Genomic DNA, 23,419 nt, shown 5'->3' with positions numbered 1-23,419 from the left:
GGGTCAGGCCGCGCCGTTCGCGCCGTCGACCTTGCCCTTCATGATCTGCGAGGCGCGGAAGGTGATGACGCGGCGCGGATGGATGGCGGCGGGCTCGCCGGTCTTGGGGTTGCGGCCCATGCGGGCGCGCTTCTCACGCACCTGGAAGACGCCGAAGCCCGACAGCTTGACCGTCTCGCCGCGCTCAAGCGCCTCGACCATCAACTCCAGGGTGCGCTCGACCAGGGTGGCGCATTCCTGGCGCGACAGGCCGAGCGATTCATGCACGGCCTCGCACAGATCGGCGCGCGTCACGGTCTGATGCATGGGCCCCTCCCTCGCGTCTCAGGCGCATTGAACGCCAAACCCACGGGAAATCAAAGGGGCAAAGAAGGTTACAGGCGAATCGCGCAGGCGCCCCAGGTCAGGCCGCCACCCATGGCCTCCAGCATCAGCAGGTCGCCGCGCCTGATCCGCCCGTCCCTGATGGCCGCGTCGAGCGCCAGCGGGATCGAGGCGGCCGAGGTGTTGGCGTGCAGGGCCACGGTGGAGATCACCTTGGCCTCGTCGAGACCCAGCCGCTCGCCCACGCCCTTGATGATGCGCTGGTTGGCCTGGTGCGGCACGAACCAGTCGATCTCGGGAATGGTCAGGCCCGCGGCCCCGGCGGCGGCGGTGATGCCCTCGGAAATGTTGACCACGGCGTGGCGGAACACCTGGTTGCCGGCCATGCGCAGATGGCCGACCGTGCCGGTCGTGGCCGGGCCGCCGTCGACATAGAGCAGCTCGGTGCGGGTCCCGTCGCAACGCAGGGCGAAGCCGAGGATGCCCTGGTCCGCCTTGGTCCCCTGCCCCGGCCGCGGCTCCAGCACGACGGCGCCAGCGCCGTCGCCGAACAGCACGCAGGTGGTGCGGTCGGTCCAGTCCATCAGCCGGGTCATCTCTTCGGCCCCGATGACCAGGGCGCAGCGGGCGTGGCCGCGCGCCACAAAGCCGTCGGCGACGCTGAGAGCGTAGACGAAGCCGGAGCAGACCGCCTGGACGTCAAAGGCGATGCCGACGGGGCAGCCCAGCTTGCGCTGGACGATCGAGGCCACTGCCGGGAAGGTCATGTCCGGCGTGGTCGTGGCGACGATGATCAGATCGACCTCGTCGGCGGTCCGGCCCGCGTCGGCGAGGGCGCGGCGCGCCGCCTCGACCGCCAGGTCGCTGGTCGGCTGATCGTCCCGCGCCTTGTGGCGCTGGCGGATGCCGGTGCGTTCCTGGATCCAGGCGTCGGAGGTGTCGACGATGGCGGCCAGGTCGTCATTGGTCACCACCTGCTCGGGCAGGTAGCCGCCGACGCCGGTGATGGCGCTGCGCACGGTGGGGGCGGCGGAACTCACTGGGACACGTCCTCGGTCTGGGGGGTCGCGACAGGCGGCGCGAGCGCGGCGAGACGGCCGAGGCTGTGGCTGACCCGCTCCAGATAGCCGCTGCGGCCAAGATCGATGGCGATGCGGACAGCGTTGCTGAAGCCGCGGGCGTCAGCGCCGCCGTGGCTCTTCACAACGATGCCGTTGAGCCCCAGCAGGGGCCCGCCGTTGATGGCGCTGGGGTCGATGCGCCGGCTCATGCGCTTCAGCGCCGGCATGGCGATCAGGGCCCCCAGCTTCGCCTGCAGATCCGAGGTCAGGGCCTCGCGCATCAGGGTCGAGATGAAGCGGGCCACGCCCTCGGCCGTCTTCAGGGCGATGTTGCCGGTGAAGCCGTCGGTGACGACGACGTCTACCGTGCCCCTGGCGATGTCATCGCCCTCGACGAAGCCGTGATAGTTCAGGTCAAGGCCGCCCTCGCGAAGCACGCGCGCCGCCTCGCGGACCTCCTCGTGCCCCTTGATGTCCTCGGAGCCGACATTGAGCAGACCGATGGAGGGCCGCTCGACGCCGTGGACAGCCTGGTGGAAGGCCTCGCCCATGATGGCGAACTCGACCAGCTGCTCGGCGTCGCTCTCGATATTGGCGCCCACATCGAGCACCGCCGTGACGCCGCGCAGGGTGGGCCAGCTGGCGACGATGGCCGGCCGCTCCAGACCCGGAGCCGACATGCGCAGGATCAGCTTGGAGATGGCCATGAGGGCCCCGGTGTTGCCGGCAGACACCGCCGCCTGGGCTTCGCCGGCGCGCAGCGATTCGACCGCGTTCCACAGGCTTGAGCCCTTGCCGCGGCGCATCGCCTGGGCCGGCTTCTCGTCCATGCCGATGACCTTTTCGGCCTGCCGGATCTCGGCCACGGCCGCGACGGCCGGATGGCGCTTCAGCTCGGCCTCAATCGCCGCCGCATCGCCATGCAGAAGGAAGCGGACGCTGCGGTCGCCGCTGCGCTCGAGGTAGTCCGCCAGGCCCGGGATCACCACGGTCGGGCCGTGGTCGCCGCCCATGGCGTCGAGGGACAGGGTGATGGGAGAAGTCACGCGTGAAGGGCTCCTGCGCCGGTCCAGCCTCACCCGGGCGCGTCGCGAACGTGCCGGACGATACCCGGCGCGCGCCGGGATGCAAGGGAACCGACGTCAGGTCAACCTTCGCCTTCGGGCCGGGGCGTGAGTCGGGACAGCACGGCGAAGGGCGAGACCTCGGCCGCCTCCTCCGGCTGGACGAACACTGCGCCCGGCTTGCGCGGGAACGGGTCGAGCGCCAGCGCCAGATGCTCCAGCGCATAGGCCCACAGATCGATGTGGCCGACGACCCAGTCCGGACCGTCATGATCCGGATCGATGTCGACCTCGCCGTCCTCGACCGGCGGCTCGCCCTCAACCAGATCAACCGAGAACGGGGCATCGATCCGGGTCGGCAGCGGTTCGAGCGTCACGCCGCAGACCTGGTCGAGGTCGGCCACAACCCGTCCGGACAGGCGCCAGCCCTCGCCCGCAGGCGCGATGCCGACCTCGGCGGACAGGGCGCGGATCGCCCCGAGGCCGAGATCGCGGCGCACGGCCTCGCAGGCGGCGGCGTCGGCGGTGAGGCTGCGGCTGACGCCGGGGCCGATCTGGTTCAGCCGCAGGGGCTCGCTCGGAAGGGTCATGCGGTGATGTCGGCCCAGTCGGGGCCCGACTGCAAGTCCCGGATCGGCTGGACCGCCAGCCGCGCCCGGCTGGCCACGGCGTAGGCGGCCAGGGCCGGCGCCCCGGGGGCGTCGTCCGACTCGAACAGGTTGCGGGCGAAGGCCTCGCCCAGACCGGCGGTATCCCCGGCCCGCAGGGGGGCCTCATAGGCGGTCATGCGCCCGTAGAGCGACTCGCCCAGCTTGCGCATCTTCTTGGCGATCGACAGATCGCCGACCCCGAGCTCGCGCAAGGCATGGTCCAGCGCCGAGACATAGACGTCGAACAGGTCCTGGGCCGCGTCCGCCCCGGACGGCCCCTCGTCGCGCAGGCGCATGACCAGCAGCAGCACGTGCAGGGTGTAGAGCTCGAACCGCGCATCGATGCGATCCGGCGCGCCCAGCGTGGTGTAGAAGGCCGGGGCGCGCGCCTGGGTCGCCGCCTGGGCGTACAGGTGCTCGATCGAGAGACGGACGGCGCGGGGCCGGAACAGGGATTTCAGCATCGGGTTCACGGCCCTCTTTCCGCCGCGCCGTTGAACTAGGGCTCCGCAGACGATAGGTCAAAGGTCCGAGGGACCCCAGCGGCGCACGACCGCACCCACCAGAGGAACCGCATGGCTCGCATCTTCCCAGTCCTGGCGGCGCTCGCGACGGCGACGGCCGTGGCCGCCTGCGCCCCGACGGTCGGCCGCAACGGCTTCCAGCCCATCGACGTCATGCCGACGGACATCGTCGCCGGCACTGACGACAAGTCCACCGTTCTGGCCAAGCTGGGCTCGCCGTCGACCACCTCGGTCTTCGAGGGCGAGAACGTCTGGTACTACATCACCCAGACGACCGAGCAGTACACCTTCAACCGGGCCCAGGTGGCCCAGCGTTCGGTCACGGCCATCACCTTCAATGAAGCGGACGACAAGGTGCTGGAGGTGCGCGAGCTGGACCTGGAGGCCGGCGAGCAGATCGCCATGAACGACCGCCAGACCCCGACCCGGGGCCGTCAGCTGACGATTCTCGAACAGCTGCTCGGCAACGTCGGCCGCGGCCAGCTGCCGCGCACCGAGGAAAACGTCCCGGGCCAGCGCCGCCCCGACTGATCCGGGCCGCCCGGCTTCAGCCCCGGGCGTGTCCACGACAAAAAAGAACGCCCCGGAGATCGCTCTCCGGGGCGTTTGTCGTTGAAGCGCCGTCGATCAGACGATCTTGCCGCTCGCCAGCACCGCCAGCAGCAGCAGGGCGACGATGTTGGTGATCTTGATCATCGGGTTCACGGCCGGACCGGCGGTGTCCTTGTAGGGATCGCCCACGGTGTCGCCGGTCACCGCGGCCTTGTGGGCCTCGGAGCCCTTCTTGTGCACCACGCCGGTCTTGTCGGTGTAGCCCTCCTCGATCAGCTTCTTGGCGTTGTCCCAGGCGCCGCCGCCCGAGGTCATCGAGATGGCCACGAACAGGCCGGTGACGATCACCCCCATGAGCATGGCCCCGAGCGCGGCGAAGGCGTTGGCCTTGTCCGGCTGGATCATCAGCACCACGGTGAACAGGACGATCGGCGACAGCACCGGCAGCAGCGACGGCACGATCATCTCGCGGATCGCCGCCGAGGTCAGGATGTCGACCGCCTTGCCGTACTCCGGCTTGACCTTGAAGGTCATGATGCCGGGGTTCTCACGGAACTGGCGACGCACCTCGGCCACCACCGACTCGGCCGCCCGGCCCACGGCCATCATCGACATGCCGCCGAACAGGAAGGGCAGAAGCCCCCCGAACAGCAGCCCGACCACGACATAGGGGTTGGACAGGTCGAAGGCGACCGCGCCCAGATCCGCGAAGAACGGATAGTCGCCCGGATTGGCTGAGAAGTAGCGCAGGTCCTCGGTATAGGCCGCGAACAGCACCAGGGCGCCGAGACCGGCCGAGCCGATGGCGTAGCCCTTGGTCACGGCCTTGGTGGTGTTGCCGACCGCGTCGAGGGCGTCGGTGGAGACGCGGACCTCGGGCGGCAGCCCCGCCATCTCGGCGATCCCGCCGGCGTTGTCCGTGACCGGGCCGAAGGCGTCCAGGGCCACGATCATGCCGGCGACGCCGAGCATGGTGGTGGTGGCGATGGCGATGCCGAACAGGCCGGCCAGCTGGAAGGTGCTGACGATGCCGATGATGATGATCAGCGCCGGGATGGCGGTCGATTCCAGCGACACGGCGAGGCCCTGGATGACGTTGGTGCCGTGGCCCGAGACCGAGGCGTTGGCCACCGACTTGACCGGCCGGAAGCCGGTGCCGGTGTAGTATTCGGTCACCACCACGATGGCGGCGGTGACGACCAGGCCGATGAGGCCCGACCAGAACAGGTTGATCGGCAGGATGATGTCGCCGGCCGTCGTGGTGACAGGACCGCCGATCAGACCGTTGACGACGAACCACAGGGCCCCGACCGACAGCACGCCGGTCACGATCAGCCCCTGGTACAGGGCGCCCATGATGTTGTTGTTCTTGCCCAGACGGACGAAGAAGGTGCCGAGGATCGAGGTCACGACGCAGGCGCCGCAGATAGCCAGCGGCAGCAGCATCAGGGCGTCGACATAGGGCTGGCCGCGGAAGAAGATGGCTGCCAGCACCATGGTGGCGACCGTGGTCACCGCATAGGTCTCGAACAGGTCGGCGGCCATGCCGGCGCAGTCGCCGACGTTGTCGCCCACGTTGTCGGCGATGGTCGCAGCGTTGCGGGGATCATCCTCCGGGATCCCGGCCTCGACCTTGCCCACCATGTCGCCGCCGACGTCGGCGCCCTTGGTGAAGATGCCGCCGCCCAGACGGGCGAAGATGGAGATCAGCGAGGCGCCGAAGCCCAGCGCCACGAGACCGTCGATGACCTCGCGCCCGGTGCTCTCCAGCCCCAGACCTTCGGTCAGGACCGCATAGTAGCCGGCCACGCCGAGGAGGGCCCCGCCGGCCACGAACAGGCCGGTGACGGCGCCCGAGCGGAACGCCAGGTCCAGCCCCTTGGCGAGGCTCTGGGAAGCGGCCTGGGCGGTGCGGACATTGGCCCGGACCGAGATCAGCATGCCGGCGTAGCCGGCGGCGCCGGACAGCACGGCGCCGATCAGGAAGCCGAGCGCGGCCCAGGTGCCGATCAGCAGCCAGGCGGCGATGAGGATGACCACGCCGACCATGGCGATGGTGGTGTACTGACGGCGCAGATAGGCCGAAGCCCCTTCCTGGATCGCCGCGGCGATCTCGCGCATTTTTTCGTTGCCGGCATCGGCCTTCATCAGGGCGACGGTCTGGACGGCGCCGTAAAGCACCCCCAGAGCGCCGGCCGCGATGACCAGCCAGAGATATGACGTCATTGCGTTTTCCAACCCTAGTTGCAGTTCAGCGCGCGGCCCTTGGCGCGGCGGGCGTCATCGCCTCTTGTCCGCCTTCCGGTCCCCCCGTGCGCGAAGGACGCAAGATCGCGTCCATGGGGAAATGCGGCGAGACGGTGCCAAAAGCGCGGCGGACGCGCAACGACTGATTAAGGATCGGGGTTGCGGCCTCAGGCGGCCGGCGCGCGGGCCCGGCGACGCGGCAGCTGCGACACGACCTCGACGCGGGTGATGACCCCCCGCCCGACCAGCCGCGTGGCGGCCGCGGTCAGGACGCGGCTGATGCCTGCCACGTCGAGACGGCTGTAGTCACCGGCGACCGTGAACGGCGTGCGGTGCGCCGCCTTGACCAGCTCGTCACGGAAGTACGGCTCCTTGAGCCGCAGGGGGGCGAGATCGTTGTTGGGCGCGATGTGCAGCCGGATGGTCATGAACACATAGTTCCGCACGCGACCTTCGGCGATCACCGGCAGGCCGACCGACAGCAGGCTGAGCATCGGCGGTTCGGAGGAGCCCCCGCCGCCCGGGCCGGCGGCCATGGCGGGCCCGGCGGCGGCGGTGACAGCGGCGGCGGCGATCAGGTCACGGCGCTTCATGCGACAAGCCTCGCACATCGAGCTTGCCAAACCGTTGCCCGGCGGCGGCCTCAGCCGTGACGCCAGCCGAGACGGTCGAGCGCCAGCGTCTTCCCGCCGAGGCGGACCGTCACCCCCTGCCCGGCCGTGACGCGGCCCACGGTGGTCAGGCGCAGGTGCAACCCCTCGGCGGCGCGCATCAGGGCCGCCTCGGCGGACGGGGCGCAGGTCAGCAGGATCTCGTAGTCATCGCCCGCGGTGGCGAGGAAGCTCAGCGCCGCCTCGGGGTCGACGCGGCTGTCGAACCAGGCGCGCGCCGCCGCCGACAGGGGCAGATGCCCGAGGTCCAGCTCGATAGCCACGCCGCTGGCTGCCGCGATCCGTCCGGCGTCGGCGGCCAGCCCGTCCGAGATGTCGGCGCTGGCGTGGGCATGCCCCGGCAGGGCCGCCCCGAAGGCCAGCCTCGGCTCGGGCAGCCGATAGTGGGCCGCGAGGGCCGCGATCCGCTCCGGCTCCAGCTCCAGCCGCCCCTGCGCCGCCTGCAGGCCGAGGCCGCCGTCGCCGATGCTTCCTGTCACCAGCACCAGATCGCCCGGGCGGGCCCCGGCCCTGCCGACGATGCCCCCCCTCGGGGCCCAGCCCAGCAGGGTGGCGCTGAACGACGCCGGCCCGGGCGTGGAGACGGTATCGCCGCCGATCAGGCCAAGCCCGAACGTCGCCTGGTCCTCCGCCAGTCCGGCGGCGAAGGCCTCGCGCTCGGGCCAGCCGCAGCGCGACGACCAGTGGCAGGCCAGCAGATAGCCGAACGGCTCGGCCCCCTTGGCCGCCAGGTCCGACAGGTTCACCCGCAGCAGCTTGCGCGCCACCAGGTCAAGCGGATCGTCGGGCAGGAAGTGCACGCCCTCGACGATCGCATCCTTGGTCAGGACGAGATCGTGGCCCGGCCGGGACGGCACGACGCCGACATCATCGGCGAGGTCACGCCCCCAGACCGGATGGGCGAGCGGACGGAACAGGCGGTCGAGGGTCTCGAACTCGTCCGTGGCGTCAATCGCGGGCATCGCGCGCAACCCCGTCGAGGGCGGCGTTGACGAACTTGGCCTCGGCCGGGTCGAAGAAGGCCTTGGCCAGCTCGACGTATTCGTTGATGACCACCTCGCGCGGGGCCTCGGGCTTGTCGCGCAGCTCATAGGCCCCGGCCCGCAGCAGGGCCCGCAGGGTCGCATCCAGCCGCTCCAGCCGCCAGTTGGAGGCCAGCCGGGCGCTGACCGCCGTGTCGATCTCCGCCTGACCGGCCACCACGCCCCGCACGACGTCTGCAAACCAGGCCTCGTCGGCCTCGGCCAGGGGCTCGCCCTCGATGTCGGCGTCGAAACGGTAGTCGGAGAACTCGCGGATCACGGTCTCGACCCCGGCCCCGGCCAGCTCCATCTGATAGAGCGCCTGGACCGCCGCCAGACGGGCCACGGTGCGGGCGCGCCGCTCCCGCGCCGACAGATGCGGTTCGCGGCCGCCGTCGCGCACGGCCTCGGCCGCCTCCAGCTGGGCCAGCACGGCCTTCAGGTCCCCCGGCTCGCTCATGCCGCGCTCCCGCCGAGGCCGACCCGGAGACGGCCACGCAGCTCGATCAGATCGAGACAGGCGCGCGCGGCGAAGCCGCCCTTGTCGCCCTCGCTGCGACGGGCCCGGGCCCAGGCCTGGTCCTCGTCCTCGGTGGTCAGGATGCCGTTGCCGATGGCCAAGCCCTTGAGGGCCAGCTGCATCAGGCCGGCCGCCGACTGGTCGGCGACGATCTCGAAATGGTAGGTCTCGCCGCGGATGACGCAGCCGAGCGCCACATAGCCGTCGTAGCGCGGCGCGGTCGGGTAGCGCCCGGCCTCCTCGGCCATGGCGATCACCGCCGGGATCTCCAGCGCACCCGGCACGGTCACCACATCGACCTCGACGCCGCGCGATTCCAGCGCGTCGCGCGCGCCCTCCAGAAGGGCGTCGGCCAGCTCGTCATAGAAGCGCGCCTCGACGATCAGGACGCGCGGGGGATCCTTCAGGATGGCTCTTCTCCGTCCATGTCGCGCCAGCCGACGATGCGCAGGCCGTAGCCTTCGAGCGCGGTCGGCGCAGGTCGCGTGGAGCTCATCACGATCATGTCGCGCACACCCAGGTCCAGAAGGATCTGGGCGCCGACGCCATAGGCCTTGAGCGAGCGGTCCACAGCGGCGGGCTTGTCGGCCCCCGCGAGCCTTTCCGCAAGCCCCTGCAGCGCCGGATCACGCAGAAACACGACGACGCCGGGACCCGGCTGGCGGCTGATGGTCTTGAGCGCCCGGGGCACATAGTCCTGCCGCGCCTCGACGTGGCCCAGCAGATCGGCGGCGAAATCGATCTGGTGCATACGCACCACCGTCGGCTTGCCCGGCTCGATGCGCCCCTTGACGAGGGCCACGTGCTCGGCCCCCTCGATCATGTTGCGATAGAGCATGAGCCGGAACGGCCCCCCGTGCACGCTCTCGAACGGGGTCTCGAGCACCCGCTCGACGAAGCGCTCGGTGCGCCGGCGATAGGCGATCAGGTCGGCGATGGTCCCGATCTTCAGCCCGTGCAGCTGGGCGAAGGCGACCAGGTCCGGCAGCCGGGCCATGGTGCCGTCGTCGTTCATGATCTCGCAGATCACGCCCGAGGGCGTCAGCCCGGCCAGCCGGCTGATGTCGACGGCCGCCTCGGTGTGACCGGCGCGGACCAGCACCCCGCCCTCGCGCGCCACCAGCGGGAAGACGTGGCCGGGCGAGACGATGTCGTCCGCGCCGCGCGTCGGATCGACCGCCACCTGGATGGTGCGGGCCCGGTCGGCCGCGGAGATCCCGGTGGTCACACCCTCACGGGCCTCGATCGAGACGGTGAAGGCGGTGCCCATGCCGGCCCGGTTCTCGGCCGCCATCGGCGGCAGCCGCAGCTGCCGCGCCCGCTCGTCGGTCATGGCCAGACAGATCAGGCCGCGCGCGTGCTTGGCCATGAAGTTGATCTGGTCCGGGGTGGCGAACTGGGCGGGGATGATGACATCGCCCTCGTTCTCGCGGTCCTCGGCGTCGACGAGGATGTAGGGACGGCCGTTGCGGGCGTCCTCGATGATGTCCTCGATGGGACTGATCGGACTGTCGTTCACATTCGCCGCCGGCTGCATCAGGCCGTCTCCTGCCATCGCGCGAGATAGCGCGCGAGCATGTCGATCTCGAAGTTCACCTGATCGCCGACCGCCAGCCGGCCGAGGGTGGTGACCTCCCAGGTGTGGGGGATGATGTTGACGCCGAAGACCCGGTCCTCGACGGCGTTGACGGTCAGGGACACGCCATCGACCGTGATCGAGCCCTTCGGGGCGATGTAGCGGTGCAGCGGCGCCGGGGCCTCGATCTCGATGCGGTGCGAGCCGCCCTCCGGCGTGATGGCCAGGACCCGGCCCAGCCCGTCGACGTGACCGGACACGATGTGGCCGCCCAGCTCGTCGCCCAGCCGCGCCGCGCGCTCGAGATTGACCGCCTGTCCCTCGACCCAGGCCCCGAGGGTGGTCTTCGACAGGGTCTCGTTCGAGACCTCGACGGCGAACCAGCCGTCGCCCTTCTCCACCACCGTCAGGCAGCAGCCGGCATGGCTGATCGAGGCCCCGAGGTCGATGCCCGCGACGTCCCAGGCCGTCTCGACCTCATAGCGCCGGTCGCGGTCGGTCGCGGAGACACGCCGGATACGCCCGACGTCGGTGATGATCCCGGTGAACATAAGAAGGGCTGTCCTCAGTCGCGGGCCCCGACCCGCTCCAGTCGTTCCCACAGGTCGTCGTCGAGAAGCTCCGCCGCAAGGCGCCGGAAGCGGGGCGCGTCAGACAGTCGCTTGAGCGCCAGCAGCCCGAGGCAGGGCCGGCCCTCGGCGCCCAGCAGCATCGGGGCCCGGAACCACTCGATGGCGTCCACGGCCCCGGCGCTGACGAAGGCGGCGGCCACCCGGCCGCCCCCCTCCACCATCAGGCGCGAGACGCCGCGCGCGCCCAGCTCGGCCAGCACGGCCTCGACCGCCGGCCGGCCGTGGGGATTGGCCGCCACCCGCACCACCTCGGCTCCGCCGACGGGACGGGGCTCCGACGTGGTCAGGATCAGGGTGCCGGGCGCCGCCACGCGGGCGAAGTCCGGCGTGCGCAGCTTGCTGTCGAGGATGACCCGCAGCGGGTCGCGCCCGCCGTCGGGCAGGCGGGTGGTCAGGCGCGGATCATCGGCCAGAACGGTCTCGACGCCAACGAGAATGGCGTCCGAGGCGGCGCGCAGGCGGTGTCCCTCCAGCCGGGCGGCCTCTCCGGTGATCCAGCGGCTCTCACCGGACGAGGTGGCGATGCGGCCGTCCAGCGAGGTGGCGACCTTCCAGGTGACGTGCGGACGACTCACGAGCGGTCGGTCTCGTCGAGGCCCTCGGCGTCCAGGAAACGGGCGAAATCGCCGGTCTTGCGGAAGTCCTTGTAGACCGAGGCGTAGCGGACATAGGCCACCTCATCGACGCTCTTCAGCGCCTTCATGATGAAGTCCCCGACCACGCTGGACGGCACCTCGGTCTCGCCGAGGCTTTCCAGCTGTCGGGTGATGCGGCTGACCAGCTGCTCGACCTGTTCCGGCTGCACCGGCCGCTTGCGCAAGGCCACGTTGAGCGACCGCTCCAGCTTGTCGCGATCGAAGGGCGTGCGCCGCCCGTTGCGCTTGACGATGACGAGCTCGCGCAGCTGCACGCGTTCGAAGGTAGTGAAGCGCCCCTGGCAGTTGGGACACGAGCGCCGGCGCCGGATGGCCGCTCCGTCATCCGACGGGCGGCTGTCCTTCACCTGGGTGTCCGCATGACCGCAGAAGGGGCACTTCATCGGCGGCTCAGCCGTAGATGGGGAAGCGGCGCGTCAGCTCGCGCACCTGGCCGGCGACCTTCTGGACGACGGCCGGATCAGCCTCGTCGGTGCCATTCATGGCGTCGATGACGTCGGCGATCCAGTGGCCGACCTGCTGGAACTCGGCCACGCCGAAGCCGCGCGTGGTCGCCGCCGGCGTACCGAGGCGGATCCCCGAGGTGACGGTGAACGGGGCCGTGTCGAACGGCACGCCGTTCTTGTTGCAGGTCATCAGGGCGTGATCGAGCTGGGCCTCGGTGGCCTTGCCGGTCACGCCCTTGGGCCGCAGGTCGACCAGCATGACGTGGCTGTCGGTGCCGCCGGAGACGATCTTCAGCCCGCGTTCGACCAGCACGGCGGCCAGCGCCCGGGCGTTGTCGATCACCTGCTGCGCATACTGACCGAACTCCGGCTTCAGCGCCTCGCCGAAGGCCACGGCCTTGGCGGCGATGACGTGCTCCAGCGGACCGCCCTGCAGTCCCGGGAACACCGCCGAGTTGAACTTCTTGCCCAGTTCCGGGTCGTTCGACAGGATCAGGCCGCCGCGCGGGCCGCGCAGGGTCTTGTGCGTCGTGGTGGTGACCACATGGGCGTGCGGCAGCGGGCTGGGATAGACGCCGCCGGCCACCAGCCCCGCATAGTGAGCCATGTCGACCATCAGGTACGCTCCGACCGAGTCGGCGATCTCGCGGAAGCGCTTGAAGTCGATGTGCCGCGAATAGGCCGAGGCCCCGGCGATGATCAGCTTCGGCTTCTCCGCCGCCGCCATCTCGGCGACGTGGTCGTAGTCGATCAGGTGGTCGTCCTCGCGCACCTTGTAGGTGACCGGGCGGAACCACTTGCCCGACTGGTTGGCCGGGCTGCCGTGGGTCAGGTGACCCCCGGCCGCGAGGTCCATGCCGAGGAAGGTGTCGCCCGGCTGCAGCAGGGCCAGGAACACCGCCTGGTTGGCCTGGGCGCCGGAGTGCGGCTGGACGTTGGCGTAGGCGCAGCCGAACAGGGCCTTGGCGCGCTCGCGGGCCAGATCCTCGATCACATCGACGAACTCGCAGCCGCCGTAGTAGCGCTTGCCCGGATAGCCCTCGGCGTACTTGTTGGTCAGGATCGAGCCCTGCGCCTCCAGCACCGCGCGGGAGACGATGTTCTCCGAGGCGATCAGCTCGATCTGCTCCTGCTGACGCTTCAGCTCGCTCTGGATGGCGCGGAAGATGTCCGGGTCAGCGCCCGACAGCTCGGTCTGGAAGAAGGCGTCGTGGGTCAGCGCGGTCACGGCAGGCATCCCTGGCGGCGGGTTTGAGGGGCTGGCCTATCTACGCCTGCGGGCCCTCCGCCACAACATCTTGTGTCCGCACGCCGCAGGCGGCGCAGGGCGAAGCGCGCCGGATCGCTTGACACGCGCCCCCGGCCGTCCGACCTCCGGGCCATGAGTTCGACCGCCCCGATCGCCGAGCCCCCGGCGGCGCCCGCGCGCCCGCTGCTGCGGCGCATCTGGCGCGAGTATCTCCAGCGCCGTCGCGGGGCCCTTGGCCTGTCGCTGGTCTGCGCGGCCATCGTCGGCGTCATGGCGGCGACGGTGCTGCAGCTGCTGGAGCCGGCCATCGACGGCCTGTTCCTCGGCCGGCCCGTGTCGATCTGGGGCCTGATCACGATCGCGCCGCAACACGCCCTCACCCTGATCCCCCTGATCATCGTCGGCGCCGGCGTGGTCTGGACGGTCGCGGCCCTCGGCCAGGCGGCGCTGGTCAACCGCATCGGCCACGGCATCGTCGGCGACATCCAGGTGCGGCTGTTCGGCTCCATGATCCGGGCCGACCTCGCCCGGCTGCGCGCCAGCCATTCCGGCGGCTTCGTCTCCAGCGTGCTGTTCGACGCCAACCTGGTGCGAGAGGCCTTCACCAACGGGGTCGTCAACTACACCCAGCACGCCCTGACCCTGATCGCGGTGCTGGCCTACATGGCGTGGAGCGACTGGCGGCTGACGGCGATCGTCTTCCTCGGCGCGCCGCTGATCGCCTGGATCATCCGCCGCTTCGGCAAGCGCATGCGCAAGGCCACGACGGGGGCCATGGTCGAGACCTCCAACCTGTCGACGGCCCTGATGGAGAACCTCGACGGCGTCCGCGTCATCAAGATCGAGAACCGCGAAGCCGCGGAGGAAGCGCGCGTCGGCGAGGTCGTCGCCCGGCGCCAGCGCCATGTGATCAAGTCCGCCGACAGCCGCGCCTTCGCCGGCCCCTTCTCCAATCTGGTGGCGATGATGGTGGTCGCGTCGGTGATGGCCTACGCCGGCTGGCAGGCGCGGCAGGGTGAGATGAGCGTCGGCGCCTTCGCCGCCTACATCGGCCTGCTGATGGCCGCCGGCCAGTCGCTGCGGCAGGTGACCAACCTGCAGACGGTCCTGTCCGAGGGCCTGACCGCCGCCCGCCGGCTGTTCGAGGCGCTCGACATCGAGCCGGAGATCCGCGCGCCCGCCGCACCGATCCCCCTGCCCCCCGGTCCCGTTCAGGTCGCCTTCGAGGCCGTCGACTTCGCCTATGCGCCCGCGGGCGCGCCGACCCTGTCGGGTGTGTCGCTGACCATCGCCCCCGGTCAGACCGCCGCGCTGGTGGGTCCCTCCGGCGGCGGCAAGTCCACCCTTCTGTCGCTGCTGCCGCGCTTCTATGACGTCAGCGGCGGCCGCATCACGGTCAACGGCGTCGACCTGCGCGAGGTCAGCCTGACCGACCTGCGCGACCGCATCGCCCTCGTCACCCAGGAGCCCTTCCTGTTCGACGACACCATCGCCGCCAACATCGCCTACGGACGCCCCACGGCCAGCCCGGCCGAGATCGAGGCCGCCGCGCAGGCCGCGGCCGCGCACGACTTCATCACGGCCCTGCCGGACGGCTACGCCACCCGCGTCGGCGAGGCCGGTATGCGCCTGTCCGGCGGGCAGCGCCAGCGCATCGCCATCGCCCGCGCCTTCCTAAAGGACGCCCCGATCCTGCTGCTCGACGAAGCCACCTCGGCCCTCGACACGGAGAGCGAGGCGCTGGTGCAGGCGGCGCTGGAGCGGCTGATGCAGGGCCGCGCCACCCTGATGATCGCGCACCGCCTGTCCACCGTCCGCCGCGCCGATTGCATCCACGTGCTGGAGGCCGGGCGGGTGGTCGAGGCCGGCGCCCACGAGCAGCTGGTCGCCCGCGGCGGCCTGTACGCCCGGCTGGCGCAGCAGCAGTCCCTTGACGGTCCGTCGCCGGCCGGCGCCCCGGAGCTCGCCCCTGCATGAGACCCCTGCGCAACCCGGTGATCCAGACGGTCCTGTCGCACCTGCTGGCGGGCTGGATGCAGTTCTGCTTCCGCACCCTGCGCTGGACCCACGAGAACCGGCAGCTGGCCGAGGCCGTGTGGTCGCAGGGCGGCGGCGTCCTGTGCGTCTTCTGGCACGGTCGTCTGGCCCTGTCCCCCGCCTGCTGGCCGCTGGACCGGGCCCAGCCGGTCAAGGGCATGATCTCCCTGTCCGCCGACGGCGAGTTCCTCGCCCGCGCCATGGCGTTGCAGGGCATTCCCGCCGTGCGCGGCTCCTCGGCCAACCCCGACAAGGGCGAGAAGGCCCGCGCCGCCGCCGCCAAGGGCGGCACCCAGGCGCTGCGGGACGGGCTGCGCCAGCTCAAGGTGGCGGCGCTGGCGGTCACGCCGGACGGGCCCCGCGGCCCGGCGCGCCAGATGGCCGAGGGTCTGCCCCTGCTGGCCAAGCTGTCCGGCGCCCCGGTGCTGTTCATCGGCCTGTCCTGCAGCCCGGCCATCCGGCTGGGCAGCTGGGACCGGGCCGTGCTGCCGCTGCCCTTCGGCCGCGGCGCGATCGTCTGGGACCGCGCCGACTTCCCGGAAGACGCCGACATCGGCGACGTCATTCCCGAATGGACGGCCCGGCTGAACGCCGTCGAGGCGCGGGCCGACGCCCTGACCGGTCTGCGGGACCGGGCGGGATGAGCCTCGCGCTCGACGCCTACCGCCGGATCACCGGCCTGCTGGAGGGACTCGTCCCGCGCCTGCTGGCGGCCCGCGCCCGCGCCGGCAAGGAGGACCCGGCCCGGATCGGGGAGCGCCTGGGCCTGGCCGGACAGCCGCGGCCGGCGGGAGCGCTCGTCTGGCTCCACGGCGTCAGCGTGGGCGAAACCCTGTCGCTGCTGCCGCTGGTCGCGCGGCTACGGGCCGACCGGCCGGACCTGACGCTGCTGGTCACCTCCGGCACCGTCACCTCGGCCCAACTGCTGGCGGAACGCCTGCCCGCCGGCGTCATCCACCAGTTCGTCCCGGTCGACGGGCCGCGCGCCGTCGCCGCCTTCCTCGATCACTGGCGCCCGGCGCTGGGTCTGCTGGTCGAGAGCGAGCTTTGGCCTAACCTGATCCTCGCCGCCCGCGAGCGAGACATCCCCGTGGCGCTGGTGAGCGCCCGGGTCACCGAGGCCACCCACCGCGGCTGGCGGCGCCTGCCGGGGGCCGCGCGCGCCCTGCTCGGCGGGTTCGATCTCGTCCTGCCGCAGGATGCCGAGTCCGTCGCCCGGCTCGAGGATCTGGGGGCCCGGATCGACGGCGAGGCCAATCTCAAACTGGCCGGCGACCCCCTGCCCTACGACCGCGCCGCCTTCGCCCGCCTGTCCGAGGCGATCGGCGACCGGGCCGTGCTGGTGGCCGCCAGCACCCACCCGCACGAGGAGGCCTTCCTCCTGCGCGCCCTGTCGACCGTACCGCAGCCGTTCTGTCTCGTCCTGCTGCCCCGCCACCCGGATCGCGGAACGGAGATCACCGCCCTGCTGGCGCGCGAGGGCCGCGCCCACGCCGTACGGTCGCGCGGCGAGGCGCTGGACGCCGGCGTGGACGTCTATGTCGCCGACACCCTTGGCGAGATGGGCCTGTTCCTGCGCCTCGCCGACGTCGTGATCATGGGCGGCTCCTTCGCCCCGGTGCTCGGCCGGCCGGCGGTGGGCGGGCACAATCCGCTGGAACCGGCGCGGCTGGGCAAGCCGACCCTGTCCGGCCCGGACGCCAGCAACTGGACGGCGGTGACGGCGCTGCTGACCGCCCGGGGCGCGCTCGGCGTGGTCCGTTCAGCCATCGAACTGGCGGAGACGGTCGAGGCCCTGCTGGATGATCCGGAAGAGGCCCGGGCCATGGGCGAGCGCGCCCGGCGGACGGCCGCCGAGGCCGGGGCCGGCCTCGACCGGCTGATGCAGGCCCTGACGCCGCTGCTGCCGCCCCCCCACGGAGGCGACCGGGCATGAAGCTCAACACCCCGCGCTGGTGGTATCGCCGCGAGCCTGACCACGCGCGGGTGACCCGGCTTCTGCTGCGACCGCTGGGCGCGATCTGGGCGACGGCGACGGCCCGCCGGCTGGCGCGTACGACGCCGGTCGACGTCGGCGTCCCGGTCATCTCGGTCGGCAATCTGACGGTCGGCGGCTCCGGCAAGACGCCGGTGGCGCGTGAGCTGCTGCGGCTGCTGCGGGACGCCGGGATCGAGGCCCATGCCCTGTCGCGCGGCTATGGCGGGCGGCTACGCGGCCCGGTGCAGGTGGACCCGGCCCGTCACGACGCCGCGGAGGTCGGCGACGAGCCGCTGATGCTGGCCGGCGAAGCCCCCGCGTGGATCGCCCGTGACCGGGTGGCGGGGGCCCGCGCCGCCGTCGCGGCCGGCGGTCGGGCGCTTGTGCTGGACGACGGGCACCAGAACCCGGCGCTGAGGAAGACGGTCAGCCTCGTGGTCGTCGATGGCGAGACCCGCGAGGACGAATGGCCGTTCGGCGACGGCGCAGTCTTCCCCGCAGGCCCTATGCGCGAGCCCATCGCCACGGGTCTGGGGCGCGCTGACGCGGTGATCGTGCTGCTGCCGACCGACCTCGACACGCCGGGGCCGGAGCTTCTGGCCCTGTTCGCGCACAAGCCGGTGTTCCTGGCCCGCCTCGCGCCCGACGCCCCCCCCCCGGCCGGACCGCTGGTCGGCTTCGCCGGCATCGCCAAGCCGTGGAAGGTCGAGCGGTCGCTCCTCGCCGCGGGGGCGGACCTCAAGGACTTCGCGCCCTTCCCGGATCACGCCGGCTTCAGCGAGCGCGACCTGGCCTTCCTCGCCGACCGCGCCGCCCTGTTCGGAGCCCGTCTGGTGACTACGGAGAAGGACTGGGTCCGCCTGCCCCCGGCGTGGCGCGCGCGCGTCGAGGCCTGGCCGGTGCGGGCCCGCTTCGACGACCCGGCCGGCCTGCTGGCCCTGATCCGGGACGCGGTTCAGTCCTGACGGTAGACGCGGCCGCCGCGCATCACGAAGCGCACCCGCTCCAGCTCGGTCACATCGGTCAGCGGATCGCCGCCGACCGCGATCAGATCCGCCGGGAAACCCGGCGCCAGCCGACCCGCCTCGCGCTCGATACCGAGATGCTCCGCCGCCACCACCGTAGCGGCCCGAATGGCCTCCAGCGGGGTCATGCCCGCCTGCACCAGCAGGGCGAACTCCTGGGCGTTGTCTCCATGGGCGGAGACGCCGGAGTCGGTGCCGAAGGCGATACGCACGCCGCCGGCATGGGCGCGCCGCGCCATGTCCAGCATCTTCGGCCCGGCCTCCAGCGCCTTGGCGGTCTGGGCCGGGGTGAAGAAGTTCTCCGGCGAGGACGCAACCCGGGCCACGAAGTCCCCGGCCAGCAGGGTCGGCACGAGGAAGGCCCCGCTCTGGCGGAACAGGCGGATCGATTCCTCGTCGAGATAGGTGCCGTGCTCGATGGAGTCGCCGCCGGCGCGCAGGAAGGCGTTGACCCCGTCGACCCCGTGGGCGTGGGCGGTGACCCGCCGGCCCATCCGGTGCCCGGCCTCGACGATGGCCGCCAGCTCGGCGTCGGTGAACTGCTGCGCCAGACCGGCCGCCGTGTTCGACAGCACCCCGCCGGTAGCGGTGATCTTGATCACGTCGGCTCCGGCCCGCACCTGGGTGCGCACCGCACGCATGCAGTCCTCCGGGCCCGAGCAGATGCTCTCCGACGACAGCAGGTGCATGATGTCGTCGCGATAGCCGTTGGCGTCGCCGTGCCCGCCGTGGATCGACACCGACCGGCCCGACGCGATGATCCGCGGCCCCGGCACCTGCCCGGCGGCGATCCCGTCCCTCAGGGCGAAGATGGCGTTGTTGTCGCCGCCCAGGTCGGCGACCGTGGTGAAACCGGCCTCCAGGGTGATACGGGCGAAATGGGCGCCGGCGATCGCCAGGTCCGCCTCGCTGTCCGTCACCTGCATCAACCGGGCGTTCGGATTCTGCTGGCGCGTGATGTGGACGTGGCTGTCGATCAGGCCCGGCAGGACGAAGCCCTGCGACAGGTCCACAACCCGGCCGTCGGCCTCGCTGACGAAGCCGTCGCGAATCTCGACCACCCGGCCATCGCGGATCACGACAGTTTTATCGCGCTGCACAACGCCCGCGGCGGGATCGGCCAGCAGCCGGCCCGCATGGACATAGGTCGTCGCCGTTTCCTGCGCCTTTACAGGCGCCTGGACCGAGATTGCGAGACAGGCCGCGAAGGCCCCGATGGTCGCTGACAGCCGCATGACATCTCCCCCGTGGTTTGCGCTACCGTATCAGGCCGGCGCGCGCCGCCAAGCCACGCTTGCCACGATGGCGGCCGGGCGGTCATGGTTCATGGACGTTCACGACGAATGAGGCGTTCCATGCGGCTGTCCCGACGCGGTCTGATGCTCGGCGGCTCCCTCGCCCTCGCGGGCTGCGCCACCGCACCCCGGACGGCTGCGCCGGCGCTGGTGGCCGCGGCTCCGGCGACCCCGGCGGCGACGGAGGTGGTCGCCACAACGCCCCGGGTGGAGGTGCTCGGCGACGTGGGGCGCCCGGTGGTCGATCCCCGCGGCGAGATCCGGCGCGACCTGCTGGACCGGGCGCTGGCCGCGCTCGACATTCATCATCACCGGCTGCCGCATCGCGATCGCATGTATCTGGTCGACTTCCGCAAGTTCTCCGGTGAGGCGCGGCTCTACGAGGTCGACATCGCCTCGGGTCAGGTGACGACCTTCCGCACCACCCACGGACGCGGCTCGGATCCGGCGCACACCGGCTTCGCCCAGCGCTTCTCCAACGAGCCTGACAGCCACATGTCCTCGGTCGGGGCCTACGCCACTGCCGGCGCGAACTGGGGGCCGCAGCAGGGGCCGAACGTCCTGCTCGACGGGCTGGAGTACAGCAACAACCTCGCCCGCGACCGCGCCATCATCGTGCACGGCGCGGACTATGCCGACCCCGCGTTTCTCGAGCGCGAGGGCAAGCTGGGCCGCAGCTACGGCTGTTTCTCGGTGGCCCACGCCGACCTCGAGCCCCTGCGCGCCCGCATGGGAGAGGGCCGGCTCCTGTTCGCCTGGAGCTAGGGCTCAGTCCTCGCCCGCTTCGTCCCGCGCCAGCGCGCGCCAGCCGATGTCGGTGCGGTGGAAGCCGGCGGGCCAGTCGATCTTGCGGATCGCGGCGTAGGCCCGGCTGCGGGCCTCGGCGACGTCCTTGCCGCGGGCGCAGACGTTCAGCACACGCCCGCCGGCGGCGACCAGATGGCCCTCGTCATTACGTCGGGTCCCCGCATGGAACACCTGCACGTCAGGGCCGAAATCCTGCTCGGCGCCGCGGATGATCGAGCCCTCGAGCGGGCTGTCCGGATAGCCCTTGGCCGCCAGCACGACGCAGATGACCGTCTCCGGCGTGAAGGACGGCGGCGCCATCCGGGCCAGGTCGCCGCGGGCGCAGGCCAGCAGATAGGGCACGATGTCGTCGGCCCAGCGCATCATCAGCACCTGGCACTCCGGATCGCCGAAGCGGGCGTTGAACTCCACCACCTTGGGGCCCTCGGCGGTCGCCATCAGACCGGCGTACAGCACGCCGCGGTAGGCGGTGTTTTCCTCGGCCATACCGGCGATGGCCGCCTCGACCACCTCGACCCGGGCCCGCTCGACCAGTTCCGGCGTGAAGACCGGGGCCGGCGAATAGGCGCCCATGCCTCCGGTATTGGGCCCGAGATCGCCGTCGAAGGCCCGCTTGTGGTCCTGGGCCCCGCCCAGCAGCATGGCGACCTTGCCGTCGCACAGGGCGAACAGCGAGCCTTCCTCGCCGTCCATGAACTCCTCGATCACGACCCGCGACCCGGCCTCACCGAAACGGCCGCCCAGCATCCGCTCGATCTCGGCCTGGGCGTCCCGGGCGTCCGGGCAGATCGAGACGCCCTTGCCGGCGGCCAGCCCGTCCGCCTTGATGACGTAAGGGGCCTTGAACACCTTGAGGGCGGCGATGGCGTCGGCCGGGCGCTCGTAGACCCCATAGCCGGCGGTTGGAATGTCGTGCCGCTCCATGAAGGCCTTGGAGAAGGCCTTGGAGGTCTCCAGCTTCGCCGCCCGCGCGCTGGGCCCGAAGCAGGGGATGCCGGCGGCCGCCAGCCGGTCGGCCAGCCCCGCCTCCAGCGCCGTCTCGGGGCCCACAACGACGAGGTCCGCCTTCATCTCCCGGGCGAAGGCCGCCAGCCGTTCGGCATCCGCCGCCTTCAGCTCGGGGCGCAGCTCGGCGTGCTGGGCGATGCCGGGATTGCCGGGCGCACAGACGAGCCGCGTCACCCGCGGCGACTGCGCGATCTTCCACGCAAGGGCGTGTTCGCGCCCGCCCGACCCGACCAGCAGAATATTCATGCCGCGGCAATGACGCGCCGCACCCAAGCGGTCAAGGCGGCCGCTTCGGGTTTCACCCGCCGCCCGCGCCCGCTAGCATCGGCCCATGCCCTCCGACTCCTACGTCTTCGAAGGCCCGGCCGACCCGCCGGCGGCGCCCCGGGACAACAATCCACCGCTGTCGATCTCCGAGCTCTCGTTCGCCCTGAAGCGGACGCTGGAGGACCGGTTCGGCCATGTGCGGCTGCGCGGCGAGGTCTCGAAGGTCAACCGGCATGCCTCCGGGCACGTCTATCTGACCCTCAAGGACGACAAGTCCGCGATCGACGGTGTGGTCTGGAAGGGCCAGGTGCGCGGGCTGGGGGTCCAGCCGGAAACCGGCCTCGAGGTGATCGTCACCGGCAAGATCACCAGCTACCCGGCGCGCTCCAGCTACCAGATCGTCATCGAGACCATGGAGGCGGCAGGGGCCGGGGCCCTGCTGGCCCAGCTGGAGCGGCTCAAGGCCCGACTGCGCGACGAAGGCCTGTTCGAGCCCGCCCGCAAGCGGCCCCTGCCCGCCTTCCCCGCGACCATCGGGGTCATCACGAGCCCGACCGGAGCTGTCGTGCGCGACATCCTCCATCGTATCGCCGAGCGCTGGCCCTGCCGCGTTGTCGTCTGGCCCTGCGTCGTCCAGGGCGAGGCCGCGGCCGCCCAGGTCGCCGCAGCGGTGCGCGGCTTCGACGCCCTGCCGGCGGACGGCCCGATCCCGCGCCCGGACGTGGTCATCGTGGCCCGGGGCGGCGGCTCGGTCGAGGACCTCTGGCCCTTCAATGACGAGACGCTGGCGCGCACGGTCGCGGCGGCGCGCGTGCCGATCATCTCGGCCGTCGGTCACGAGACCGACACCACCCTGATCGACTTCGTCTCCGACCGGCGCGCCCCGACGCCGACCGGCGCCGCGGAGATTGCCACGCCGGTCCTGGCCGACCTGAGGGCGGCAACGGCCGAACTGGACCGACGTCTCGCCCGCGCCGCCGGGCGGCTGGTGGAGGACCGGCGCACGGCCTTGCGGGCCGCCGCGCGTGGGCTTCCGCCGCGGCCCGACGAGCTGCTCGCCCTGCCGCAGCAGCGCTTCGATCTGGCGGCCAGCCGGCTGGGGGCCGCGCTGGGCCGAAACGTCGCCGCTCACGAACGTGACCTTCTGCGCGCCGCAGCCCGCCTGACGCCGGCAAGCGCCCGGGGCCAGCTGGATCGCGGTCGCGAGCGGCTGGACGGCCTGCAGCGGCGCATGGCGGCGGCGCTGGCGCGGGTCCCGGCGCGGGAAGCCGAACGTCTCGACCGCACCGCGCGGCTGCTGGGCAGCCTGAATCCCGACCGTCCCCTGGAGCGGGGCTTCGCCCGCATTCACGACGCCTCGGGGCAGCTGGTGCGTCGGGCCGCAGATCTGGCCGCCGGGGATGGGGTCCGCCTCGTGTTCGCGGACGGGAGCCGCGCCGCGCAGATCTCTGATGGGGATCCGCCGCCGCCCAGGCCGCGGGAGCGGCGGCCTGCCGCGCCGCCGGGCCGTCCGCCCGATCAGGGCCAGCTTTTCTAGGCTGTTCCAGAACGGGAATCCGCGACATAGAGTGGCGTGATGACGACGCCTGCTCCCGACGCTGCGACCGAAGCCCAGCTGCACTACGGTGACGGCGAATTCGTCGTTTTGCGCCCGGGGCGGCATGTCCGCTGCGCGGTCAGCGGCCGGATCGTGCCTCTGGAGCTGCTGCGCTACTGGAGCGCCAGTCGGCAGGAAGCCTATGCAGGACCCGATGAAGCTCTTTCCCGTCTCGCGCGTTTCTGATTGCGACTGACTGCGCCTTGCGCCT

General features: G+C 71.7%; 25 protein-coding genes. 8 read left to right on the top strand and 17 right to left on the bottom strand.

Annotated elements, in window-relative coordinates; translation table 11 throughout:
* Window positions 1-3: 3 nt before the first annotated feature.
* The 5 genes from VGN74_RS04875 to VGN74_RS04855 all read right to left on the bottom strand — a co-directional run bounded on the left by VGN74_RS04875 (window position 4) and on the right by VGN74_RS04855 (window position 3,563).
* Window positions 4-306, bottom strand: a complete 303-nt coding sequence (locus tag VGN74_RS04875; RefSeq protein WP_327446237.1) for an integration host factor subunit alpha — start codon at window positions 304-306, stop codon at window positions 4-6.
* A gap of 68 nt (window positions 307-374) precedes the next feature.
* On the bottom strand, window positions 375-1,343 hold the full coding sequence (locus VGN74_RS04870; protein ID WP_327446679.1) for a beta-ketoacyl-ACP synthase III: 969 nt from the start codon (window positions 1,341-1,343) through the stop codon (window positions 375-377).
* 17 nt (window positions 1,344-1,360) lie between these two features.
* Window positions 1,361-2,431 (bottom strand): phosphate acyltransferase PlsX, encoded by a 1,071-nt coding sequence (gene plsX / locus VGN74_RS04865; protein WP_327446236.1) that lies wholly within the window; start codon window positions 2,429-2,431, stop codon window positions 1,361-1,363.
* 101 nt (window positions 2,432-2,532) lie between these two features.
* Window positions 2,533-3,039 (bottom strand): DUF177 domain-containing protein, encoded by a 507-nt coding sequence (locus VGN74_RS04860; protein WP_327446235.1) that lies wholly within the window; start codon window positions 3,037-3,039, stop codon window positions 2,533-2,535.
* Window positions 3,036-3,563: a ubiquinol-cytochrome C chaperone family protein gene (locus tag VGN74_RS04855; RefSeq protein WP_327446234.1), complete on the bottom strand. Its 528-nt coding sequence runs from the start codon at window positions 3,561-3,563 to the stop codon at window positions 3,036-3,038. The genes VGN74_RS04860 and VGN74_RS04855 overlap by 4 nt, the downstream gene beginning before the upstream one ends.
* 111 nt (window positions 3,564-3,674) lie before the next feature.
* On the opposite strand from VGN74_RS04855, the gene VGN74_RS04850 reads away from it, so the two are divergent.
* On the top strand, window positions 3,675-4,154 hold the full coding sequence (locus VGN74_RS04850) for an outer membrane protein assembly factor BamE (RefSeq protein WP_327446233.1): 480 nt from the start codon (window positions 3,675-3,677) through the stop codon (window positions 4,152-4,154).
* 96 nt (window positions 4,155-4,250) lie between these two features.
* On the opposite strand, the gene VGN74_RS04845 is transcribed toward VGN74_RS04850, so the two are convergent.
* From VGN74_RS04845 to glyA, 10 genes are all read right to left on the bottom strand, one after another.
* The gene (locus VGN74_RS04845) at window positions 4,251-6,401 is read right to left on the bottom strand and encodes a sodium-translocating pyrophosphatase (RefSeq protein ID WP_327446232.1); all 2,151 of its coding nucleotides are present in this window, start codon (window positions 6,399-6,401) and stop codon (window positions 4,251-4,253) included.
* Between the two features lie 188 nt (window positions 6,402-6,589).
* Complete coding sequence (locus tag VGN74_RS04840) at window positions 6,590-7,015, bottom strand: hypothetical protein (protein ID WP_327446231.1); 426 nt, start codon at window positions 7,013-7,015, stop codon at window positions 6,590-6,592.
* A 50-nt stretch (window positions 7,016-7,065) separates the two neighbouring features.
* The gene (thiL, locus tag VGN74_RS04835) at window positions 7,066-8,055 is read right to left on the bottom strand and encodes a thiamine-phosphate kinase (RefSeq protein ID WP_327446230.1); all 990 of its coding nucleotides are present in this window, start codon (window positions 8,053-8,055) and stop codon (window positions 7,066-7,068) included.
* Entirely contained in the window at window positions 8,042-8,575 is a 534-nt protein-coding gene (gene nusB, locus VGN74_RS04830; protein ID WP_327446229.1) for a transcription antitermination factor NusB, read from the bottom strand. Before nusB ends, thiL begins: the two co-directional genes overlap by 14 nt.
* A complete protein-coding gene (gene ribH / locus VGN74_RS04825) occupies window positions 8,572-9,042 on the bottom strand; it encodes a 6,7-dimethyl-8-ribityllumazine synthase (RefSeq protein ID WP_327446678.1) in 471 nt (156 codons plus the stop codon). Before ribH ends, nusB begins: the two co-directional genes overlap by 4 nt.
* The gene (gene ribB / locus VGN74_RS04820) at window positions 9,039-10,172 is read right to left on the bottom strand and encodes a 3,4-dihydroxy-2-butanone-4-phosphate synthase (protein WP_327446228.1); all 1,134 of its coding nucleotides are present in this window, start codon (window positions 10,170-10,172) and stop codon (window positions 9,039-9,041) included. The genes ribH and ribB overlap by 4 nt, the downstream gene beginning before the upstream one ends.
* Window positions 10,172-10,762, bottom strand: a complete 591-nt coding sequence (locus tag VGN74_RS04815; RefSeq protein WP_327446227.1) for a riboflavin synthase — start codon at window positions 10,760-10,762, stop codon at window positions 10,172-10,174. Before VGN74_RS04815 ends, ribB begins: the two co-directional genes overlap by 1 nt.
* A gap of 14 nt (window positions 10,763-10,776) precedes the next feature.
* Window positions 10,777-11,418 carry a RibD family protein gene (locus tag VGN74_RS04810; protein ID WP_327446226.1) on the bottom strand — a complete coding sequence of 214 codons (642 nt, stop codon included), beginning with the start codon at window positions 11,416-11,418 and terminating at the stop codon, window positions 10,777-10,779.
* Window positions 11,415-11,882: a transcriptional regulator NrdR gene (nrdR, locus tag VGN74_RS04805; protein ID WP_327446225.1), complete on the bottom strand. Its 468-nt coding sequence runs from the start codon at window positions 11,880-11,882 to the stop codon at window positions 11,415-11,417. The genes VGN74_RS04810 and nrdR overlap by 4 nt, the downstream gene beginning before the upstream one ends.
* Window positions 11,883-11,889: 7 nt before the next feature.
* The gene (glyA, locus tag VGN74_RS04800) at window positions 11,890-13,173 is read right to left on the bottom strand and encodes a serine hydroxymethyltransferase (protein ID WP_414643524.1); all 1,284 of its coding nucleotides are present in this window, start codon (window positions 13,171-13,173) and stop codon (window positions 11,890-11,892) included.
* A 153-nt stretch (window positions 13,174-13,326) separates the two neighbouring features.
* Here glyA and VGN74_RS04795 point away from each other — a divergent pair, with 153 nt between their 5' ends.
* The 4 genes from VGN74_RS04795 to lpxK are packed head-to-tail and all read left to right on the top strand — an operon-like array spanning window position 13,327 to window position 18,174.
* Window positions 13,327-15,171, top strand: coding sequence for an ABC transporter ATP-binding protein (locus VGN74_RS04795; RefSeq protein ID WP_327446223.1), 1,845 nt, complete (start codon window positions 13,327-13,329; stop codon window positions 15,169-15,171).
* Window positions 15,168-15,875, top strand: coding sequence for a lysophospholipid acyltransferase family protein (locus VGN74_RS04790; protein WP_327446222.1), 708 nt, complete (start codon window positions 15,168-15,170; stop codon window positions 15,873-15,875). The genes VGN74_RS04795 and VGN74_RS04790 overlap by 4 nt, the downstream gene beginning before the upstream one ends.
* Window positions 15,872-17,167, top strand: coding sequence for a 3-deoxy-D-manno-octulosonic acid transferase (locus VGN74_RS04785; RefSeq protein WP_327446221.1), 1,296 nt, complete (start codon window positions 15,872-15,874; stop codon window positions 17,165-17,167). Before VGN74_RS04790 ends, VGN74_RS04785 begins: the two co-directional genes overlap by 4 nt.
* Complete coding sequence (lpxK, locus tag VGN74_RS04780; protein ID WP_327446220.1) at window positions 17,164-18,174, top strand: tetraacyldisaccharide 4'-kinase; 1,011 nt, start codon at window positions 17,164-17,166, stop codon at window positions 18,172-18,174. The genes VGN74_RS04785 and lpxK overlap by 4 nt, the downstream gene beginning before the upstream one ends.
* Here the strand turns inward: lpxK and VGN74_RS04775 are convergent.
* Entirely contained in the window at window positions 18,165-19,469 is a 1,305-nt protein-coding gene (locus VGN74_RS04775; protein WP_327446219.1) for an amidohydrolase family protein, read from the bottom strand. The two genes, lpxK and VGN74_RS04775, sit on opposite strands and share 10 nt — an antisense overlap.
* A gap of 120 nt (window positions 19,470-19,589) precedes the next feature.
* Here VGN74_RS04775 and VGN74_RS04770 point away from each other — a divergent pair, with 120 nt between their 5' ends.
* Window positions 19,590-20,294: a murein L,D-transpeptidase catalytic domain-containing protein gene (locus tag VGN74_RS04770; protein WP_327446218.1), complete on the top strand. Its 705-nt coding sequence runs from the start codon at window positions 19,590-19,592 to the stop codon at window positions 20,292-20,294.
* Window positions 20,295-20,297: 3 nt separating this feature from the next.
* Here the strand turns inward: VGN74_RS04770 and purD are convergent, their stop codons facing one another.
* Entirely contained in the window at window positions 20,298-21,590 is a 1,293-nt protein-coding gene (purD, locus tag VGN74_RS04765) for a phosphoribosylamine--glycine ligase (RefSeq protein ID WP_327446217.1), read from the bottom strand.
* A gap of 85 nt (window positions 21,591-21,675) precedes the next feature.
* On the opposite strand from purD, the gene xseA reads away from it, so the two are divergent.
* Entirely contained in the window at window positions 21,676-23,148 is a 1,473-nt protein-coding gene (gene xseA, locus VGN74_RS04760) for an exodeoxyribonuclease VII large subunit (protein ID WP_327446216.1), read from the top strand.
* A 39-nt stretch (window positions 23,149-23,187) separates the two neighbouring features.
* Window positions 23,188-23,394 carry a DUF2093 domain-containing protein gene (locus VGN74_RS04755; RefSeq protein ID WP_327446215.1) on the top strand — a complete coding sequence of 69 codons (207 nt, stop codon included), beginning with the start codon at window positions 23,188-23,190 and terminating at the stop codon, window positions 23,392-23,394.
* Window positions 23,395-23,419 lie beyond the last annotated feature (25 nt).

The organism is Brevundimonas sp. (assembly GCF_035998205.1).
GTDB lineage: Bacteria > Pseudomonadota > Alphaproteobacteria > Caulobacterales > Caulobacteraceae > Brevundimonas.
This window is presented reverse-complemented; position numbering and strand designations above follow the sequence as displayed.

Coding starts and splice junctions, on each gene's coding strand:
- VGN74_RS04850 (WP_327446233.1), top strand. CDS start 3,675: ATGGCTCGCATCTTCCCAGTCCTGGCGGCGCTCGCGACGGCGACGGCC.
- VGN74_RS04840 (WP_327446231.1), bottom strand. CDS start 7,015: ATGAAGCGCCGTGACCTGATCGCCGCCGCCGCTGTCACCGCCGCCGCC.
- VGN74_RS04785 (WP_327446221.1), top strand. CDS start 15,872: ATGAGCCTCGCGCTCGACGCCTACCGCCGGATCACCGGCCTGCTGGAG.
- VGN74_RS04755 (WP_327446215.1), top strand. CDS start 23,188: ATGACGACGCCTGCTCCCGACGCTGCGACCGAAGCCCAGCTGCACTAC.
- VGN74_RS04795 (WP_327446223.1), top strand. CDS start 13,327: ATGAGTTCGACCGCCCCGATCGCCGAGCCCCCGGCGGCGCCCGCGCGC.
- VGN74_RS04815 (WP_327446227.1), bottom strand. CDS start 10,762: ATGTTCACCGGGATCATCACCGACGTCGGGCGTATCCGGCGTGTCTCC.
- VGN74_RS04855 (WP_327446234.1), bottom strand. CDS start 3,563: ATGCTGAAATCCCTGTTCCGGCCCCGCGCCGTCCGTCTCTCGATCGAG.
- purD (WP_327446217.1), bottom strand. CDS start 21,590: ATGAATATTCTGCTGGTCGGGTCGGGCGGGCGCGAACACGCCCTTGCG.
- nrdR (WP_327446225.1), bottom strand. CDS start 11,882: ATGAAGTGCCCCTTCTGCGGTCATGCGGACACCCAGGTGAAGGACAGC.
- xseA (WP_327446216.1), top strand. CDS start 21,676: ATGCCCTCCGACTCCTACGTCTTCGAAGGCCCGGCCGACCCGCCGGCG.
- VGN74_RS04770 (WP_327446218.1), top strand. CDS start 19,590: ATGCGGCTGTCCCGACGCGGTCTGATGCTCGGCGGCTCCCTCGCCCTC.
- thiL (WP_327446230.1), bottom strand. CDS start 8,055: ATGCCCGCGATTGACGCCACGGACGAGTTCGAGACCCTCGACCGCCTG.
- VGN74_RS04790 (WP_327446222.1), top strand. CDS start 15,168: ATGAGACCCCTGCGCAACCCGGTGATCCAGACGGTCCTGTCGCACCTG.
- ribB (WP_327446228.1), bottom strand. CDS start 10,172: ATGCAGCCGGCGGCGAATGTGAACGACAGTCCGATCAGTCCCATCGAG.
- VGN74_RS04845 (WP_327446232.1), bottom strand. CDS start 6,401: ATGACGTCATATCTCTGGCTGGTCATCGCGGCCGGCGCTCTGGGGGTG.
- nusB (WP_327446229.1), bottom strand. CDS start 8,575: ATGAGCGAGCCGGGGGACCTGAAGGCCGTGCTGGCCCAGCTGGAGGCG.
- VGN74_RS04775 (WP_327446219.1), bottom strand. CDS start 19,469: ATGCGGCTGTCAGCGACCATCGGGGCCTTCGCGGCCTGTCTCGCAATC.
- VGN74_RS04875 (WP_327446237.1), bottom strand. CDS start 306: ATGCATCAGACCGTGACGCGCGCCGATCTGTGCGAGGCCGTGCATGAA.
- lpxK (WP_327446220.1), top strand. CDS start 17,164: ATGAAGCTCAACACCCCGCGCTGGTGGTATCGCCGCGAGCCTGACCAC.
- VGN74_RS04860 (WP_327446235.1), bottom strand. CDS start 3,039: ATGACCCTTCCGAGCGAGCCCCTGCGGCTGAACCAGATCGGCCCCGGC.